General features: G+C 68.2%; 9 protein-coding genes. 2 read left to right on the top strand and 7 right to left on the bottom strand.

The genetic code is table 11. The features are described 5' to 3' along the window. Positions 1–2: 2 nt before the first annotated feature. Positions 3–1,046 (top strand): serine hydrolase, encoded by a 1,044-nt coding sequence (locus WDM91_08315; protein ID MEI9994583.1) that lies wholly within the window; start codon positions 3–5, stop codon positions 1,044–1,046. A gap of 85 nt (positions 1,047–1,131) precedes the next feature. Here the strand turns inward: WDM91_08315 and WDM91_08310 are convergent, their stop codons facing one another. The 7 genes from WDM91_08310 to WDM91_08280 form a co-directional block, all read right to left on the bottom strand. After that, positions 1,132–1,515: a hypothetical protein gene (locus WDM91_08310; protein ID MEI9994582.1), complete on the bottom strand. Its 384-nt coding sequence runs from the start codon at positions 1,513–1,515 to the stop codon at positions 1,132–1,134. 50 nt (positions 1,516–1,565) lie between these two features. Then, entirely contained in the window at positions 1,566–3,248 is a 1,683-nt protein-coding gene (locus tag WDM91_08305; protein MEI9994581.1) for a DUF87 domain-containing protein, read from the bottom strand. Then, entirely contained in the window at positions 3,245–4,069 is an 825-nt protein-coding gene (locus WDM91_08300; protein MEI9994580.1) for an ATP-binding protein, read from the bottom strand. The genes WDM91_08305 and WDM91_08300 overlap by 4 nt, the downstream gene beginning before the upstream one ends. Before the next feature lie 93 nt (positions 4,070–4,162). Continuing rightward, positions 4,163–6,073: a S9 family peptidase gene (locus tag WDM91_08295; GenBank protein ID MEI9994579.1), complete on the bottom strand. Its 1,911-nt coding sequence runs from the start codon at positions 6,071–6,073 to the stop codon at positions 4,163–4,165. A gap of 89 nt (positions 6,074–6,162) precedes the next feature. Continuing rightward, complete coding sequence (locus tag WDM91_08290) at positions 6,163–7,548, bottom strand: HlyD family type I secretion periplasmic adaptor subunit (protein ID MEI9994578.1); 1,386 nt, start codon at positions 7,546–7,548, stop codon at positions 6,163–6,165. Continuing rightward, entirely contained in the window at positions 7,545–9,314 is a 1,770-nt protein-coding gene (locus WDM91_08285) for a type I secretion system permease/ATPase (GenBank protein ID MEI9994577.1), read from the bottom strand. Before WDM91_08285 ends, WDM91_08290 begins: the two co-directional genes overlap by 4 nt. A 3-nt stretch (positions 9,315–9,317) precedes the next feature. Continuing rightward, positions 9,318–10,676, bottom strand: a complete 1,359-nt coding sequence (locus tag WDM91_08280; GenBank protein MEI9994576.1) for a TolC family outer membrane protein — start codon at positions 10,674–10,676, stop codon at positions 9,318–9,320. A 225-nt stretch (positions 10,677–10,901) separates the two neighbouring features. Here WDM91_08280 and WDM91_08275 point away from each other — a divergent pair, with 225 nt between their 5' ends. Further along, positions 10,902–18,002 (top strand): M10 family metallopeptidase C-terminal domain-containing protein, encoded by a 7,101-nt coding sequence (locus WDM91_08275; GenBank protein MEI9994575.1) that lies wholly within the window; start codon positions 10,902–10,904, stop codon positions 18,000–18,002.

Below are 18,002 nucleotides of genomic sequence, written 5' to 3'. Positions count from 1 at the left end.
GCATGAGCACGCTTCCGCCGCTTCCCCCGCAACCCGCCGACACGCCCTGGCCGACGCAGGACTGGCCCCTGGGCGACATCCCTGCGGACGCCGACGCCGCGCGATTGGCAAGCCTGGTCGACTATGCCTTCACGCCGCTCCTGCCCGACGATCTGCGCGAGACCAACGCGCTCGTGATCGTCCATCGCGGCCGGCTGGTGCTCGAACGCTACGGCCAGGGTCATGCCGCCGGCGACACGCAGCCCTCCTGGTCCATCGCCAAGAGCATCACCCAGGCGCTGGTCGGCCTCGTTGTGCAGGACGGCAAGCTCGACATCCACGCGCCGGCCGCCGTGCCGGAATGGCAGGCGCCGGACGATCCGCGCCGCGCCATCACGCTCGACCAGTTGCTGCACATGTCGAGCGGCCTCGCCTTCATCGAGGAATATGTCGCCGACAGGACGTCCGACACCATCGCGATGCTGTTCGGCGCGGGCAAGGACGACGTCGCGCATTACGCGGCGTCGCAACCGCTGGCCCATGCGCCGGGCAGCTTCTGGGCCTACTCCAGCGGCACCGCGAACATCGTGGCGCGCGCCGCGGGCGCGGCGGCGGGCGTATCGGGCGCCGAACTCGAAGCCTATATGCGGGCACGCCTGTTCGCACCGCTGGGCATGACGTCGGCGCTGCCGAAATTCGATCCGGCCGGCACCTTCATCGGCTCATCCTTCTGCTTCGCGACGCCGCGCGACTTCGCGCGCTTCGGCCTGCTCTATCTGCGCGGCGGCGTCTGGGACGGCGCGCGCATCCTGCCGGAAGGCTGGGTCGACTACGCCCGCACGTCGACCTGGCAGCAGCCGACCGACAGCGCGCGCTATGGCGCCCATTGGTGGCTCGACCTCGCCGGCCCGGGAAGCTTCTCGGCCAATGGCTATCAGGGCCAATATGTCGTGGTGGCGCCCGAGCGCGACCTGGTCCTCGTGCGCCTGGGCGTGACGCCCGACGATGCGCTGGAGCCGGTGAAGCGCTGGCTCAAGTCGATCGCGGAATGCTTCTCGCGGGGCTAGGTTGGGGACTCAAAAAAAGTGTCATGGCCGCGACTGCGGGCCATGACACGGCGTTTGATTTGTTGGCGCCAATTGAGTCCAGATCCTACCCGATCCGCCGGCAGCTGACCGTGTAGATATTCCTGCCGTCGAGCAGCAGCGGCCACCAGAAACTGTCCGGCACCACGCCGTCCAGATGCGTCGCCTGCATCGAGAATTCGCCGCGGCTCATGAACCCCATCGCGCCGCCCCAGTGGATCAAGCCGCCGCTCACGCCATAAGGCGCGAAGGGCTGGTCGTCCGGCTTGCCGCTTTCGTGGAAGCGATAGGTCTGGCCGCGGATCTCGACCTGGCCCGGCGTGGTCAGGTTGCCATAGGCCGAGGCGCCCGTCAGGCAGTTGTAGGTTCCGTCGCGCAGCACGGCCGCCGAAGCGGGCGCGGCGATGAGAAGCGCGAGCGCGCCGAGCGCGATGGTCCGTCCGAAGGTCATGGAATCGTTCCGGGATGCGCCCGCACATTGGCGCAACCCGTCGCGCGGGTCTACTCCCGCTCGCGTCCGCCCAGGCGCCAGCGGGTGACGATGGCGTCGAGCGAGGCGCGCTCGAGCTTCTGCGTCTTCCACGATTTCGAGAAGCCGGCATTCATGTTCTTCGGTACGTTGCCCCGGGTGAGCTGGTCGAACTTGATCCGCATCGGCATCGACACGCCCTGGCCGAGCACGATGGCCTCGCGGTCGCCGAGCAGCGGCAGGAAATCGAGCAGGTCGATCATCCCCTCATAGGTGTTGGCGCGGATCACCTGCTGGTCGCGCTCGCTGGACAGCCGCATCGCCACCGCGGTGCCGCATTGCGAGAGGATGTTGGGGTCGAGGTCCGACGGCCGCTGCGTCACCAGCGCCAGCGACAGGGAATATTTCCGTCCCTCCTTGGCGATGCGCGACAGCGCCGCGCGGGTCGGCACGAAGGTGAGGTCGGCGCCGGCCGGCGCATAGCGATGCGCCTCCTCGCAGACCAGCAGCATCGGCACCGCGCCGTTGCTCCATACCGCCAGGTCGAAGGCGAGGCGCGAGATCACCGAGATGATCACGTCGAGGATCTCCGGCGGCGCGGTCGAGAGGTCCACCACGGTGATCGGCCGGCCCTCGTTGGGGATGCGGAACAGCCGGCTCAGCACGTCGGTCATCGTGTCCTGGATGGTCAGGCTGCCGAACATGAAATTGTAGCGCTGGTCGGCGACGAGATATTCGATCTGCGTCTTCAGCCGGCGATAGGGCAGGGTGAGATGCGTGCGCTCCAGCTTGCCGAGCCGGTCGTCGATATAGGCGGTGACGTCGGACAGGCGGAACGGCGTCGGGGTGTCGACGCTGATCGTGCCGGTGAATTCGGTCGGCCGGCGCGCCCGCCCCGCCGCGGCCTCGGAATAGCGGCGCTTGGCGAAGACCACCGCTTCGCTGAGGATCTCGAGCTCGGCATCGTGGTGCTGGTCCTTGGAGGTCAGCGCCGCGGCGAGCTCGGTGAAGTTGAGCAGCCAGAAGGGCAGGTTGAAATTGTTCAGCGTGACCTTCTCCACCATGCCTTCGAAGGCGGTGGAATATTCGTTGTGCACGTCCAGGATCACGACATGCGCGCCGGAATGCTCGTAGAGCAGGCGCTGCAGGATGGCGGTCAGGGCGCAGGATTTTCCCGAGCCGGTCGAGCCGACCACGATGAAATGCTTGGACAGGAGGTCGTCGGTCAGCAGCCGCGCCGGCACGCTCGGGTCCTGGAACAGCGTGCCGACCTTGACGCTCGCCACGGCGGGTGGGGCATAGACGCGCGTCAGGTCGTGGCGGTCGGCGAACAGCACCGCGTCGCCGATCGAGGGAAGCTGGGTCACGCCGCGCTTGAAGGTCAGCCGCTTGGAGGCGTCGTCGAGGCCGACCTCGCCGGCGAGATTAATCTCGATCAGTCCCATCTCCTCATGGCCTTCGCCGTTCGGCATCGGCGCGGTCATCGCCGAGACCAGGCCCATCACCGCGGAGTCGGGTGTCACGATCTTGACCAGCGCGCCGATCTGCACGCGGGGATCCTTGGCCGCGGCGGCGGCTTGCGCGGGCTTCTCCAGCACGGCGATGGCGTGACTGCCCGCGACGGAGACGATATGGGCGATCTGCACCGGCGGCACGGCCGGCACGCCGCGGCGCTCTTTGGGCGGGGTCCGCGGGTCGCGGAAGATCTGGTTCATGACGCGGCTCCCGTATCGGGCGGCAGCCGCAGCAGCACCGTCGTGCCTTGTCCGGGCCGGCTCTCGATCAGCAGCTCGCCGCCATGCTGCCGCGCAAGGCCGCGCGCGATCGGCAGGCCGAGGCCGGTTCCCTCCGCCGTGCGCGACAGATGGGACTGCACCTGTCCGAACGGCTTCAGGGCCGTCGCGATCTCGTCCGGCGACATGCCGACGCCGGTGTCCGCGACGGCAATGGTCGCGCCGCCGTCGGGATTGCGCTGCGCCACCGCAACGATCCGGCCGCGCTCGGGCGTGAACTTGTTGGCGTTCGACAGCAGGTTGACCAGCGCCTGGCGGACGCGCTTGCCGTCGACCGACAGCATCGGCAGGTCCTGCGGCAGCCGCAGGTCGAGCGTCTGATGCTTGGCTGCGACGGCGTCGCGCAGCGTGTCGGCCGCGTGCTCGACGATCTCCGCCAAGTCGGTGGGCTGGCGGTTCAGCACGAAGCTGCCGCTCTCGATCTTGGAGATGTCGAGGATATCGGACACGACGTCGAGCAGGCGGCGCCCGGATCGGGCGATATGCGCCGCATATTCGGCGTTCCTGGGATCCTTCTGCGCCACGATCACGTCGGAAAACCCGATGATCGCGTTGAGCGGCGTGCGCAGCTCGTGGCTCATCGTCGCGAGGAAGGCGGATTTGGTGCGGCTGGCGAGTTCGGATTCGGCGCGCGCCGCCTTCATCGCCTGTTCGTTGCGCCGCCGCATCGCCATCTCGCCGAGAGATTCCGAATATCTCGACAGAAGCGAATCCCTGAGCGCGATCTTGCGCTGACGCTGCATCTACGCATGTTCCCAGCCTGCGCGTGCAGTGTAAGGATTAACTCATTCACCGCCGGTTAACGTCGGCGGGGCCGATGGTAAAGGCGCGTTAACTCAGTCGGGCGGATTGTTGGCCTCGAGGAACGCGACCATCTCGCGCAGCATCTGCAGCCGCGTGTCGGAGCGCGACAGCCAGTGGTCCTCGCCCTCCAGTCGCACGAAGCGCACCGGCTTGCCGGCGGCGCGCAAGGCGTCGTCCATCTCCTCGCTCTGCGCGATCGGGACCACGGTATCGTCCTTGCCGTGGATCAGCAGGATGGGAATGTCCGCCTGGGCCGCATGGAGATGCGGCGAGATGTCGGCCAGCCGGGGATCGTCGATATCCTCCGCGCCCATGAAGCGCGTCCAATAGCGCAGCGTCGCGCTGTCCGAGCGGTATTGCCGGGACCGCTCCCACCGCATCATGTCGTGAAGATCCGACAGTCCCGACACCGATACGGCGCAGCGATAGACCCCGCGGTCCAGCGTGGCGCCGGCCAGCGCGGCATAGCCGCCATAGCTCGCGCCCGCGATGCAGACGCGCTTGGGGTCGATCGTGCCCTCGGCCGCGAGGTGGCGCACGCCGTCCGACAGGTCGGTCTGCATCTTGCGCCCCCACTGGCCGAAGCCGGCGCTCAGATGCGCGAGGCCGAAACCGGTCGAGCCGCGGAATTCCGGCTGCAGCACCGCATAGCCCCGGCTCGCCAGGGCCTGCGACCACCAGTCGAACTCCGGCGAGTCGCGGTAGGCCGGACCGCCATGCGCCAGGACGACCAGCGGCAGGCCCTTCGGCGTCCGGCCGAGCGGCAGGGTGAGATAGGCGGGAATCTCCATCCCATCGGCCGCGCGATAATGGATCAGCTTCACCGGCGCGACCGCTGAAGGATCCAGGCCTTCGTAAATCGGGGCCAGCACCGTCGCCTTGTGCGCGTCGAGATCGACCAGCTGGTAGACCACCCCATCGCTCGGCCCGTCGACCCGCACCACGACGCGTTGGCGGTCGTCGCTCCACGACACCAGCTCGACATTCTCGCCGTCGAAGGCCGTCATCAGGCTGCGCCAGGCGAGGTCGTCGGCGTGTCCGAAAAAGACGTAGCGATAGGCGATGCCCTCGCGCATCGCGCCGATCATGCGGTGCGTGACCGGATCGTCGACGGGCATGTTGTAGTCGCTCTCATAGGGCGACGGAACGACGCTGCCGTCCGCCAGCTTGATCAGCCGGTCGTCCTCGCCAGGCAAGGCCAGGATCAGTCCGCCGCCGTCCGGCGCGATGCCTTCGATCTGCGGCAGGTCGATCGGCGCGGGCGTGGAAAACACTTCGCGCCAGCTATTGCCGTCATGCAGCCGCACCCGCCAGACCTGCGACCGCTCGGAATATTCGGTCACGGCGACCACGCGGCCGCTCTCGTCGATCGTCCAGCCTTCGGTGTCCTGCGTGCCCTGCTGGACCAGCCGGGTACGGTCCGCATCGAGATCGGCGGCGTACAGGGCCGGCACGCCGGTCTCGCTGGGAAAGTCGATGCCGGTGAGGAACACGACGGTATGACCGTCCATCGTCCGGACTTCCGGGTTCCCTCGCACGACGTTCATCGCGTTCGCGATATTTTCCAGCAGCGGCTTCAGCTTGTGGGTGCTGAGCTTGAAGCTCTGGATGAGGTAATATTCCTGCTTGGGGCCGCTGACTCCGATCGCGGTGTGCGCCGTCGACGAGGTGATGAGCAGGTTGTCGTTGCCGGCCCAGCTCAGGTCGCGGATCTTCTCGTCGCCGGTGTGCATGGCGGCGATGATCTTGTTGTTGTCGCCCAGAGCGGCGATTGCCACGGCGCGCTGGCCGTCCAGGCTGGTCGCGAAGGCGATATCCTTGCCGTCCGGCGAGATCGCGATGTTCTCGACGCCGGGCAGCCGGCCATAGGTCTCGAGCGGCGCCGCGAGCGCCCCGGCCGGCAGGCAGATCGCGAGAGCCGCGAGGATTTGCGTCAGGCGCATGACAGGCCCCCCGCCTGCGAACGGACGCGACACCGCAGGCATTTTCCCGAGGCGAAGCTAAGCCGGTCCGCCGCCCGCGCGCAACGCGATTACTTCTCCCGCATCCCCTTGCGCAACACGTCGGTGATCGGCTCGACGAAATACTCGAGCGCGGTGCGCGAGCCGGTGTCCAGCGCGACCTCGACCGGCAGGCCCGGGATGATCCGCGCATTGGGATAATCCTTGAGCGGCGTCCGGTCGACGGTCAGGCTGACATTGAAATAGGCCTGTCCCGTGCGCTGGTCGGTCAGCCGGTCGGCGGAGACCGTGTTCACCACGCCTTCGATGATCGGCAGGCGGCGGCTCTGATAGGCGCTGAGATTGACCTTCGCCGTCATGCCGACATGGATGCTGTCCGCGTCCTCGGGCCGGACATGCGCTTCGACTTCGAGCGCGTCCTTCTGCGGCACGATCTCCATGATCGTGTCGCCCGGCTTGAGCACGGCGCCGTTGGTGTGCACCGCAAGGCTCACCACCTTGCCGGATACCGGCGCGCGCACCGTCAGGCGCGCCAGCACGTCGCGCGCCTGCTGCGCCCGGTCGAGGATGTCGAAGCGCTTGGTCTGCACGTCGCGCAGGTCCTTGACCACGTCGCTGAGCTGCTGGTTCTTCAGGTTCATGATCTGCAGCTCGTTCTCGCCGGAGGTGAGCTCGGTCTGCGCGATCTTCTCCACCAGCTGGCCGTGCTGGCCCGCGAGATCCGCCGCCTGGCGCTGCAGCGCGAGCAGCCGGGACAGGGTCGCGAGCTTCTGGTCGTAGAGCCCCTGCACGCTCTGCGTCTCGCGGTCGATCAGGGCCTGCTGCTGCTCGACCGCGGTCACCTCGTTGCGCAGGCCCGCGACGATGCGCGCGTTCTCGGCCGTGCGCTTGCTCAGGATGGCGATCTGCTTGGCCAGCGTCTCGCGCCGCGCGCCGAAGGCGCTCAGCTCGCCCTTCATCGCGGCGTCGACCTTGAGGTCGGCGGCGCGCGCCAGCAGGTCTGCGGGGAAGGCCACCGTGGCGGCGCCGTCGCGTTCGGCGGTCAGCCGCGCCTCCTGCGCCGCCAGCGCATCGCTCTCGCCCATCAGCAATTGCAGGCTCGCCCGGGCCTGGGTGTCGTCGAGTTGCACGAGCAGCTGGCCCGCCGTGACGGTCTGGCCGTCCTTCACCAGCACGTCGCGCACGATGCCGCCTTCGAGATGCTGGATGGTCTTGCGGTGCGTCTCCACCACGATCACGCCGGGCGCCATCACCGCGCTGTCGAGCGGCGCCAGCGCCGCCCAGCCCAGGAAGCCCACGACGAAGACGAGGATGACCAGGCGGCCGGTGCCGATGATCGAGCGCGCCTTCATGAACGCGAGATCGGGATCCTTCGACTCCTCCACCGGCGAGACGAGCTCGCGGCCCCAGACGGCCGCGGCGCCGGCGCCGTTCCTGATCTGCGACAGCCAGGTCATGGCATGCGCCCCGATCCGTCGCCCGGCGTCATGGCGACGACATTGGCCTGCGGCCGCTGCGGCGCCTGGCGGGCGGCGAATTTCTGCATCACCTCGGCGCGGAGTCCGAACATGTCCATCGTGCCGTTGGCCTTCAGCACCAGCATCTTGTCGACGTTCTGCAGGATGCTGGGGCGGTGCGCGACCACGATGACGGTGACGCCGTCCTGCTTGAGATCGGCCAGGGTGCGCAGCAGCGCCTCCTCGCCGGCGCCGTCGAGATTGGAATTGGGCTCGTCCAGCACGACGTAACGCGGCTCGCCATACAGCGCCCGGGCGATGCCGAGGCGCTGGCTCTGGCCGCCGGACAGCTTGTGGCCGTAATCGCCGATGTCGGTGTTGTAGTCCTTGGGCAGTCCCAGGATCATCTCATGCGCCCCGGCGCGCGTCGCGGCGCGCACCACGGCGTCCGGCTCGCCCTCGTCCAGCCTTGCGATGTTCTCGCGCACCGAGCCCGCGAACAGCTCCACGTCCTGCGGCAGGTAGCCGATATGCCGGCTGAGCTCGCCGCGCGGCCAGGCATAGATATCGGCGCCGTCCAGCCGCACCACGCCGGCGCTGCACGGCCAGGCGCCGACCAGAAGGCGCAGCAGCGTCGACTTGCCCGAAGCCGACGGGCCGATGATGCCGAGCGTCTCGCCGGCATTCAGTTCGAAGCCGATGCCCGAGAGGATCGCGCGCCGCGTCCCGGGCACGACATATTGCAGGCCGGCGACCTGGAGGCGGCCGGTCGGCGCCGGCAGCTTCATGCCTTCGTCGCGCTGCGGCGCCTGGGCCAGCAGCTTGACGAGACGGTCCCATGCCCCGCGCACGCCGATGATGTGCTTCCAGGTCGAGACGACGGTCTCGATCGGCGCCAGGGCGCGCGCGCCGATGATCGAGGCGCCGATCATGATGCCGCCCGTCGCCTGGAAATCGAGGATCAGCAGCGCGCCCACGCCGAGCAGCACGACCTGGATCAGCAGCCGCACGCCGCGCGACAGGGAGGAGAGCCGGCTGTCGCGGTCCGAGGCCTGCGTCCCCTCCGCCAGCGCCGCCAGCCAGCCCTTGCGCCAGCGTTCGACGAACACCGCCGACATGCCCATGCCTTCCAGAACTTCGGCATTGCGCAACCCGTCATCGGCGAAGGTTTGCGCCCGCATCGAAAGCTGGATGGAGCGCGTCAGCGGCGGATGGGTCGCGCGCTGGTTCGCCAGCGCGATGGCGACGAGGATGGCGCCGCCGACCACGACCACCAGCAGGAACCACGGGCTCAGCAGGAACAGCACGAGCATGTAGACGACGATGAACGGCGCATCGAGCAGCGCGGCGAAGCCGGGACTGGCGACGAAGCCGCGGATGGTATCGACGTCGCGCAGCCCCGAGCGCAGCGTGTTGCCGCCGTTCTGCGACGCCAGCGCCACCATGGCGCGCAGCACCCGCGACGCCAGCGCCTCGCCGACCCGCATGCCGATGCGCTGCAGCAGCCGGGCCCGCAGCGAATCCAGCGCCGCGAACACGCCCAGCGCGACCACCGCGATGACGGTCAGCAGCAGCAGCGTATCGTCGCTGCGGCTTGCCAGCACGCGGTCATAGACCTGCAGCATGTAGAACGAGGTCGTCAGCGCGAGCAGGCTCATCGCGGCGCTGAACAGGATGGCGCTGGCAAAGAGCGGCCGGCTGGCGGCGAGTGCCTGCCGCACCGGATCGTGTCCGCTCTGAAGCGTGTTGGTCGGTCCGCCGCTCATCGTCTATTGCCCAAATCCCACCCAGGCGTCCGCCGCGCCGTCATAGTGCTCCCGCGGGTCGTACAGCTTCACGTTGAGGCTCAGATGACGCGCTGTGAGCTGCCCGGTCGCCGACAACACGCGATAGGACGCCACGAAATAGTCGTGGCGCGACGCCGCGGCCGCGATCTGGGCGTTGATGTATTCCTGCTGCGCGTTCAGCACGTCGAGCTCGGAGCGCTCGCCGCCGCGGCGCTCCTCCGCCACGCCCGCCGCCGCCTCGCGGTCGGCTGCCGCTTCGGCCTCGCTGGCGAGCGCCGCCGCTTTTTGCGACAGCAGGGCCGACCACGCGCTCGCGACGTCCTGCTCGACGCTGCGCTGCGCCGTGACGATGTCGATCCGTGCCTGGTGCGAGATGTCCTTGGCGCGCCGCACCGTCGCCTCCTCGCCGCCGCCCTGGTAGATCGGCACCGTCACTTGGCCCAGCACGCTGAGGATCTGCTGCGGACTCTTGGTCGCGAAGATATTGGTCCCCGCCGCGTCGCGCAGATATTGATACTGTCCGGCGACCGAAACCTGCGGCAGCAGCGCGCCCGCCGCATCGTCGACGGCATATTCCGCCGCCCGGGCGTCGTACATCGCGGCGACGAGATCGGGATTTTGCCGCAACGCGATCGCCAGCGCCGTCTCCCGCGATGCCGGCAGCGCCGGCGCGCGCAGGTCTTCCTGCAGCGTTTCCGCCGGCCGGCCGATCACGGCCTCGAAGGCGGCGCGGCTTGCGGCCAGTCGCGCCTCCGCCAAAGCCAGGTCGGACTTCGCCCGCGCCAGCCTCGCCTCGGCCTGCAGGGCGTCCGTCTTGGTGACATCGCCGGCGGCGAGCTCGGTGTGCACGGCCTTCACTTCGGCTTCGAGGCTGCGGACGTTCTCATTGTTCAGGCGCCAGACCGTCGAGTCGCGCACCACATCGGCATAGGCCGTCACGGCCGCGAGCAGCACGGCCTGTTCCGTGGAGGCGAGCTGGGCGCGGCCGGCATGGACCAGCGCAATGGCGCGCCCGATCTCCGCCACCGTGCGGCCGCCGCGGAACAGCGGCTCGCTCACCGTGACCTGTCCGATCAAGGGATAGGAGTCGAAAGGCGCTGCTATGCCGTCGACGGTCCCATGGGTGTAACCATACGAACCGCTGGCATTCACGCTCGGCCGCCAGCCGGCGTTTGCCTGCGCCACGCCCTGATCGAGCGCGTCGAGCGCCGCGCGGGCGCTGGCAAGCTGTGGATTGGTGTCATAGGCGGTGACCAGCGCATCGCCGAGCGCGAACGGCTGTGCGCACGCCGGAACCGTGAACATGGCGATCAGTCCGAACGCAGCAAGGCGTGCACGCATCGAGGAGTTCCGAACGCTCGAACACTTTGCCGGATGAATGGGAACGCCGAAGCGCCGGCAATGTCCGCTCCGCACAAGTCGGATGGCGCCGCCGATGGAACTTTCCCGTCTTCCAGCCGCCCACGGGAAAGTTCTCGGCAAGATAATGCATCGGCGATGGCGGCACAAACAATGGGCTTCGGTCTCGCCGCCCGTGCTGTTTCTCTATAAGGTGAACGCGCGCGCATGATCGAGGCGGACTTGGCCGCGAAGACCTTTTCGTGGTTCCGGAATTTGTCGCGGCTCGACGATGACGGCCGCGACCGTTTCGGAGACCCGACGGACAGTTTCGCGAATCCCGCCGATGGGCATCCCGCGCTTGCCGGCGGTCTCCATGCCTCGCAGCCGCAATTGCTGTCCGGTTTCGCGCTCGATCCCTATGCCGTGGACGGCGCCGCGCGGGTCGAGCTCAGCCCCACCTCGGCGGCCTTCGGCCAGTCCGACGAGATCGCCTTCATCGCCGGCGTCTACCAGGACGGCACGCTGCCGCTCTATGCCTTCAGCGCCTGGAACGGCGACAATCCGGCCACCTATACGGGTGGGTTCACCAACACCGGAAAATGGGGGGCGCCGACGGCGCAGACCGCGGGCGGCACGATCCTCTATTTCTTCACGCCGTCGTCGCATTGGAGCAGCACCGAACAGACGTTCCTCGCGGCCGGTCTCGCCTTGTGGTCCGACGTCGCCGACATCTCCTTCGCCCAGACGACCAACGCATCGCAGGCCCAGATCGTCTTCACCCGCGGCAGCGACGGCGGCGCCGAGACCTCGCCGACGCTGAGCGACCCGGGCGGCGGCGGCCAGACCGGCGGCAGCGTGCTGCTCACCCTGACCAAGGCGACGATCTCCATCGACACGTCCGGCAATGGCTTCGGTCCGATCGACGGCGCGTTCACCACCCAGGGCGGCTACCCGATCATGACCTTCCTGCACGAGGAAGGACATGCCATCGGGCTCGGCCATGCCGGTCCCTACAATGGCAATGTCGACGTCACGACGCAGCAATTCAGCCCGTATGACACGCGCCTGTGGTCGATCATGTCCTATATCGAGCCGCGGACGACCTCGGCGGAGTACTACAGCCAATATCCCGTCGCCGGCACGAACTGGCGTGGCAGCGCCGGGTTCAGCGATCCCACCGGCCTCATGCCGCTCGACATCCTGGCGGCCCAGGCGCTGTACGGCGCCCCCACGTCGACGCCGCTGTCCGGCGGCCAGGTGTTCGGCTTCAACTGCAACATTGTCGGGCCGACGGAGATGTTCTTCGACTTCACGAAGAACAGCACGCCCATCCTCACCCTGTGGGACGCCGGCACGGGCAACACGCTGGATCTCAGCGGCTTCGCGGCGGCCTCCGCGGTCAACCTCAGTCCCGGCACGTTCAGCAGCGTCGATGGGCTGACGAACAATCTCGGCATCGCCTTCGGCACCGCGATCGACAAATTCGTCGGCGGTTCGGGCAATGACGCGGTCGCCGCCAACGGCGACGGCGACACGTTCAGGGGCAATGGCGGCAATGACCGCTTCACCGGCGGCAGCGGATCGGACACCGCGGTCTTCAGCGGCAACTACGCCAGCTATACCGTCAGTCCGGCCGGCGGCTCGACCTTCACCGTTGCCGACAACCGCGCCGGTTCGCCCGATGGCGTCGACACGCTGACCGGAGTCGAATTCGCGCAATTCGCCGACCGGACCATCGCGCTGGGCGGCAATCTCGCGCCGGTGCTCGGCGGTGCCGGCAATGCGGTCGGCTATACCGAGCAGGCCGCCGCGGTCGCCGTCGATCCGGCGATCACGGTCGGCGACTCCGACAGCGCCAGCCTCGCGGGCGCGACCGTCACGATCGCGTCCGGGTTCGTCGCCGGCGATCGGCTCGCCTTCACCAACCAGAACGGCATCACCGGCGCCTACGACGCCGCGACCCATGTCCTGACCTTGACGGGCTCCGCCTCGGTCGCGAATTACCAGGCGGCGCTGCGTTCCGTCGCCTTCTCCTCGACCAGCGACGATCCCACCGCTGGCGGCAGCGCGACCCGGACCATCAGCTTCACGGCCAGCGACGGCACCAGCACGAGCGCGGCGGTCAGCGCGACGGTCGCGGTCACCGCGGTCAACGACGCGCCGACCCTGGCCGGCGCCGGCAACACCGTCGGCTTCATGGAGCAGAGCGCGGCCGTCATCCTCGACGGCGCCATCACGGCCGGCGACGTCGACAATGCGACGCTGGCGGGCGCCACGGTGACGATCTCCGCCGGTTTCGTCACCGGCGACACGCTCAACTTCGCCAACCAGAACGGCATCAGCGGCAGCTACGATGCCGGCACCCATGTGCTCACCCTGACGGGCGCCGCATCGGTCGCGAGCTACCAGGCTGCGCTGCGCTCGGTGACCTTCTTATCGGCGTCCGACAATCCGGCGAATTTCGGAGCCAGCCCGACACGCACCATCTCCTGGCTGGTCGATGACGGCCAGAGCGCAAATCACGCCAGCAGCACCGTCACGACGACGCTGAACCTCACGGCGGTGAACGACGCGCCGACGCTTTCCGGCGCGGGCAACACCGCCGGATACACGGAGCAGGGCGCGGCCGCGCTCCTCGACGGCGCCATCACGGTCGGCGATGCCGACAGTGCGAATCTGGCGGGTGCGACGGTGACGATCTCCGCCGGCTTCGTGGCCGGCGACACGCTCAATTTCGCCAGCCAGAACGGCATCAGCGGCAGCTACAATGCCGCCACCCATGTGCTCACCCTGAGCGGCGGCGCCTCGGTCGCGAACTATCAGGCGGCGCTGCGTTCCGTGACGTTCTCCTCGACTTCCGACAATCCGGCCAATTCCGGCGCGAGCCCCGCACGCACCATCTCCTGGACCGTCGATGACGGCCAAAGCGCGAGCCATGCCAGCAATAGCGTCACGACGACGCTGAATATCACCGCGGTCAACGACGCGCCGACGCTGGCCGGCGCCGGCAATACCGTCGGGTTCACGGAGCAGGGCGCGGCGACCGTCCTCGACGGCGCCATCACGGTCGGCGACGTCGACAACGCGACCTTGGCAAGCGCGACGGTGACGATCTCCGCGGGCTTTGTCACCGGCGACACGCTCGATTTCACCAACCAGAACGGCATCACAGGCAGCTACAACGCCGGCACCCATGTGCTGACGCTGAGCGGCGCCGCGTCGGTCGCGAACTACCAGGCCGCGCTGCGCGCGGTGACCTTCACCTCCGCCTCCGACAACCCGGACAATTTCGGCGCCAGCCCGTCGCGCACCCTTTCCTGGGTTGTCGATGACGGCCAGAGTGCGAACCATGCCGCCGGCGCGGTCACGACGACGCTGGACATCACGGCCGTCAACGATGCGCCGACGCTGGCCGGCGCCGGCAATTCCGTCGGGTTCACGGAGCAGGGCGCACCCGTCGTTCTCGACGGCGCCATCGTCGTCGCCGACGTCGACAACGCGACGCTGGCGGGTGCCACCGTGATGATCTCGGCCGGTTTCGTCGCCGGCGACACGCTCGATTTCGCCGGCCAGAACGGCATCGCCGGCAGCTACAATGCCGGCACCCATGTGCTGACGCTGAGCGGCGCCGCCTCTGTCGCGAACTACCAGGCGGCGCTGCGTTCGGTGACGTTCTCCTCGACTTCCGACAACCCGGACAATTTCGGCGCGAACCCGTCTCGCACCCTTTCCTGGGCTGTCGATGACGGCCAAAGCGCGAACCATGCAAGCGCCGCCGCAACGACGATGCTGAACGTCACGGCCGTCAACGACGCGCCGAGCCTCGGCGGCGCGGGCAACACGCTGGGCTATACGGAGCAGGCAGCGCCCGTCGCGCTCGATGCCGTGCTCACCGTCGCCGACAGCGACAGCACAAATCTCGCCGGCGCCACGGTGGCGATCTCGTCGGGGTTCGTCTCGGGCGACACGCTCAACTTCACCAACCAGAATGGCATCGCCGGCAGCTACAATGCCGCCACGCATGTGCTGACGCTGACGGGCGCGGCAAGCGTTGCCGGCTATCAGGCCGCCCTGCGTTCGGTGACGTTCTCCTCGACTTCCGACAACCCGGACAATTTCGGCGCCAACCCGTCGCGCACCGTCTCCTGGACCGTCGATGACGGACAGGGCGCGAACCATGCGAGCAGCACGGTCGCGACGACACTGAACATCGCGGCCGTGAACGACGCGCCGACGCTCGCCGGCGCCGGCAACACTGTCGGGTTCACCGAGCAGGGCGCGGCGGCGGTCCTCGACGGCGCCATCACGGCCGGCGACGTCGACAATGCGACCCTGGCGGGCGCGACGGTGACGATCTCCGCCGGCTTCGTCACCGGCGACACGCTTAGTTTCACGAGCCAGAACGGCATCACAGGCAGCTACGATGCCGGCACCCATGTGCTCACCCTGACGGGCGCGGCGTCGCTCGCGAGCTACCAGGCGGCGTTGCGTTCGGTGACCTTCACCTCCGCCTCCGACAATCCGGACAATTTCGGCGCCAGCCCGTCACGCACGCTTTCCTGGAGCGTGGACGACGGCCGGCCGGCCAATCACGCCGGCGCGCCGGTGACGACGACGCTCGACATCACGGCGGTCGACGACGCGCCGGTCCTCGGCGGTGCCGGCAACAGCGTCGGCTATACCGAACAGGCAGCCGCGGTCGCCATCGACGCCGCGCTGACGCTCGCCGACAGCGACAGCGCCAGTCTCACCGGTGCCACCGTGACGATCGCTTCCGGCTTCGTGGCGGGCGACCTCCTCGGATTCACGAACCAGAACGGCATCACGGGCAGCTACAATGCCGGGACCCATGTCCTCACCCTGAGCGGTGTCTCCAGCGCCGCGAACTACCAGGCCGCTTTGCGCTCGGTGACATATTCATCGCTCAGCGACGACCCGACGGCAGGGGGCGCAGCCGCGCGGACCATCGGCTTCGCCGTCACCGACGGCGTGGCGGCCAGCGCGGCCGCGACGAGCACCGTCGCGGTCACGGCCGTGAACGACGCGCCGACGCTGGGCGGCGCGGGCAACGTCGTCGGGTTCACCGAACAGGGCGCAGCCGTCGTTCTCGACGGCGCCATCGTCGTCGGCGATGTCGACAGCGCAACGCTGACCGGCGCGACGGTGACGATCTCGGCCGGCTTCGTTTCGGGCGATACGCTCACCTTCGCCGGCCAGAACGGAATCAGCGGCAGCTACAATGCCGCCACCCATGTGCTCGCTCTGACGGGCGCGGCGAGCGCTGCCAACTACCAGGCGGCATTGCGCACGGTCGCCTTCTCCTCCGCCTCGGACAATCCGGCCAATTTCGGCGCGAGCCCGGCACGCACCATCTCCTGGACCGTCGACGACGGCCAGAGCGCCAACCACGCCAGCAATGCGGTCACGACGACGCTGACCGTCACGCCGGTCAACGACGCGCCCACCCTGGGCGGTACGGGCGGCACGCCGAGCTATACCGAGCAGACGGCACCCGTCGCCGCCGATGCCGCGCTTACCGTGGTCGACAGCGACAGCAACACCCTGGTCGGCGCCAGCGTGACGATCTCCACGGGATTCGTGTCGGGCGACACGCTCGGCTTCACGAACCAGAACGGCATCGCCGGAAGCTGGAACGCGAGCACCCATGTCCTGACGCTGAGCGGCACGGCGAGCCTCGCGAGCTACCAGGCGGCGCTGCGCGCGATCACCTTCTCCTCGTCCAGCGACAACCCCGACAATTTCGGCGCCAATCCCGCCCGTAGCCTGTTCTGGACGATCGACGACGGGCAGTCCGTCAACCACACCGGCAGCTTCTATACATCGCTCACCATCGCCGCGGTGGACGATCCGGCGGTGCTGCACGACGACTCCTTCGCGACCGGGCGGCAGATCGTCGCCGAGAATGTCTTCGCCAACAACGGCCATGGCGCCGACAGCGACCCCGACACCGTGTTGCACGTCACCGCGGTGAACGGCAGCACCGGCAATGTCGGCCACCAGATCACGCTGACCTCGGGCGCGCTCCTGACGCTCAACGGCGACGGCAGCTTCATCTACGATCCCAACGGCGCCTTCGACAGCCTGCCGAGCCCCGATTCCGGGGCCGCGAACGCCACAGCGACCGACAGCTTCACTTATTCGGTCGGCGGCGTCACCGCGACGGCGACCATCCAGGTCACCGGCGACGATTCCAACGACATTCTCGTCCCCGGCACGGCGGATGTGATTCACGGCGGCGACGGCAACGACGTGCTGATGTTGAGCGGCAACCAAGCGGATTACACGCTCACCCTCCAGGACAGGCCCTATTGGATCGGGCAGATCTACGGGCTTCCGTCGTCGGGCTGGGTCCTCGCCGACAACCGCTCGGGTGCGCCCGACGGCTCGCACCAGATCGACGGCATCGAGACGCTCCATTTCGCCGACGGCAGCACGCTCGATATCTCGAGCGACACGGTCAACAATTCCGTAGGCAGTGCCGGCGGGCCGGAGACGATCGTCTACGACACCGGCAACGACTTCCACTGGGGCTCCATCGACATCAGCCACGACGCGTCGGGCAGCATCAAGTATGTCGACACGATCACCGATGCCGGAACGGAATGGACCAGCTTCTTCGACGTCCAGAACCAGTTCGATCTCGCCTGGGCGGTGACGGAACGCTCGACCGATCCCTCCAGCAACGCGCCGATCACGCAGACGGAGACCTACGACAACGGCACGCATGACGTCTATCTGGCGGATATCGGCAACCAATATGCCTTCGCCTGGGCGCGGATATTCTACGATGCCAATTGGAACGTGACGGGCATCGAAGGCCAGCAGGACACCGGCAGCGCGCCGGTCACGCTGGCCGAGGTCGGGCCCGCCTTCGATGCCCAGCTCTGGCTCACCACGCCCTATGATCCCAACCAGGGCGCGGCCGTCGCGCTGAACCAGACCGGCGGCAGCGAAAACGACATGCTCTACAGCTTCGCGGGCAACGACACGCTGAACGGCATGGGCGGCAACGACCTGATCGTGGGCGGCACCGGCAACGATATGCTGACCGGCGGCGCGGGCGACGACCGCTTCGTCTTCCACAATGGCGACGGGCTCGACACCATCACCGATTTCAGCCCCGGCAGCGCCTCGGGCGACGTGATCGAGCTGCACGGCTACGACGTCGCGACCTTTGCGGCGCTCCAGGCCCTGATGACCCAGTCCGGCTCGGACACCGTCATCGCCTTCGACCCCGCCAACCACATCACGCTGCACAACGTCGTCCTGGCGCAACTCAACAGCGGCGATTTCGTCCTGGGCTGA

The sequence above is a fragment of the Rhizomicrobium sp. genome (genome assembly GCA_037200385.1).
Lineage (GTDB): Bacteria > Pseudomonadota > Alphaproteobacteria > Micropepsales > Micropepsaceae > Rhizomicrobium.
This window is presented reverse-complemented; position numbering and strand designations above follow the sequence as displayed.

Bases quoted from the DNA above. Each gene is read 5' to 3' on its own strand.
- WDM91_08315 (MEI9994583.1), top strand. From the start codon at position 3: ATGAGCACGCTTCCGCCGCTTCCCCCGCAACCCGCCGACACGCCCTGG.
- WDM91_08310 (MEI9994582.1), bottom strand. From the start codon at position 1,515: ATGACCTTCGGACGGACCATCGCGCTCGGCGCGCTCGCGCTTCTCATC.
- WDM91_08285 (MEI9994577.1), bottom strand. From the start codon at position 9,314: ATGAGCGGCGGACCGACCAACACGCTTCAGAGCGGACACGATCCGGTG.
- WDM91_08280 (MEI9994576.1), bottom strand. From the start codon at position 10,676: ATGCGTGCACGCCTTGCTGCGTTCGGACTGATCGCCATGTTCACGGTT.
- WDM91_08290 (MEI9994578.1), bottom strand. From the start codon at position 7,548: ATGACCTGGCTGTCGCAGATCAGGAACGGCGCCGGCGCCGCGGCCGTC.
- WDM91_08275 (MEI9994575.1), top strand. From the start codon at position 10,902: ATGATCGAGGCGGACTTGGCCGCGAAGACCTTTTCGTGGTTCCGGAAT.
- WDM91_08300 (MEI9994580.1), bottom strand. From the start codon at position 4,069: ATGCAGCGTCAGCGCAAGATCGCGCTCAGGGATTCGCTTCTGTCGAGA.
- WDM91_08295 (MEI9994579.1), bottom strand. From the start codon at position 6,073: ATGCGCCTGACGCAAATCCTCGCGGCTCTCGCGATCTGCCTGCCGGCC.
- WDM91_08305 (MEI9994581.1), bottom strand. From the start codon at position 3,248: ATGAACCAGATCTTCCGCGACCCGCGGACCCCGCCCAAAGAGCGCCGC.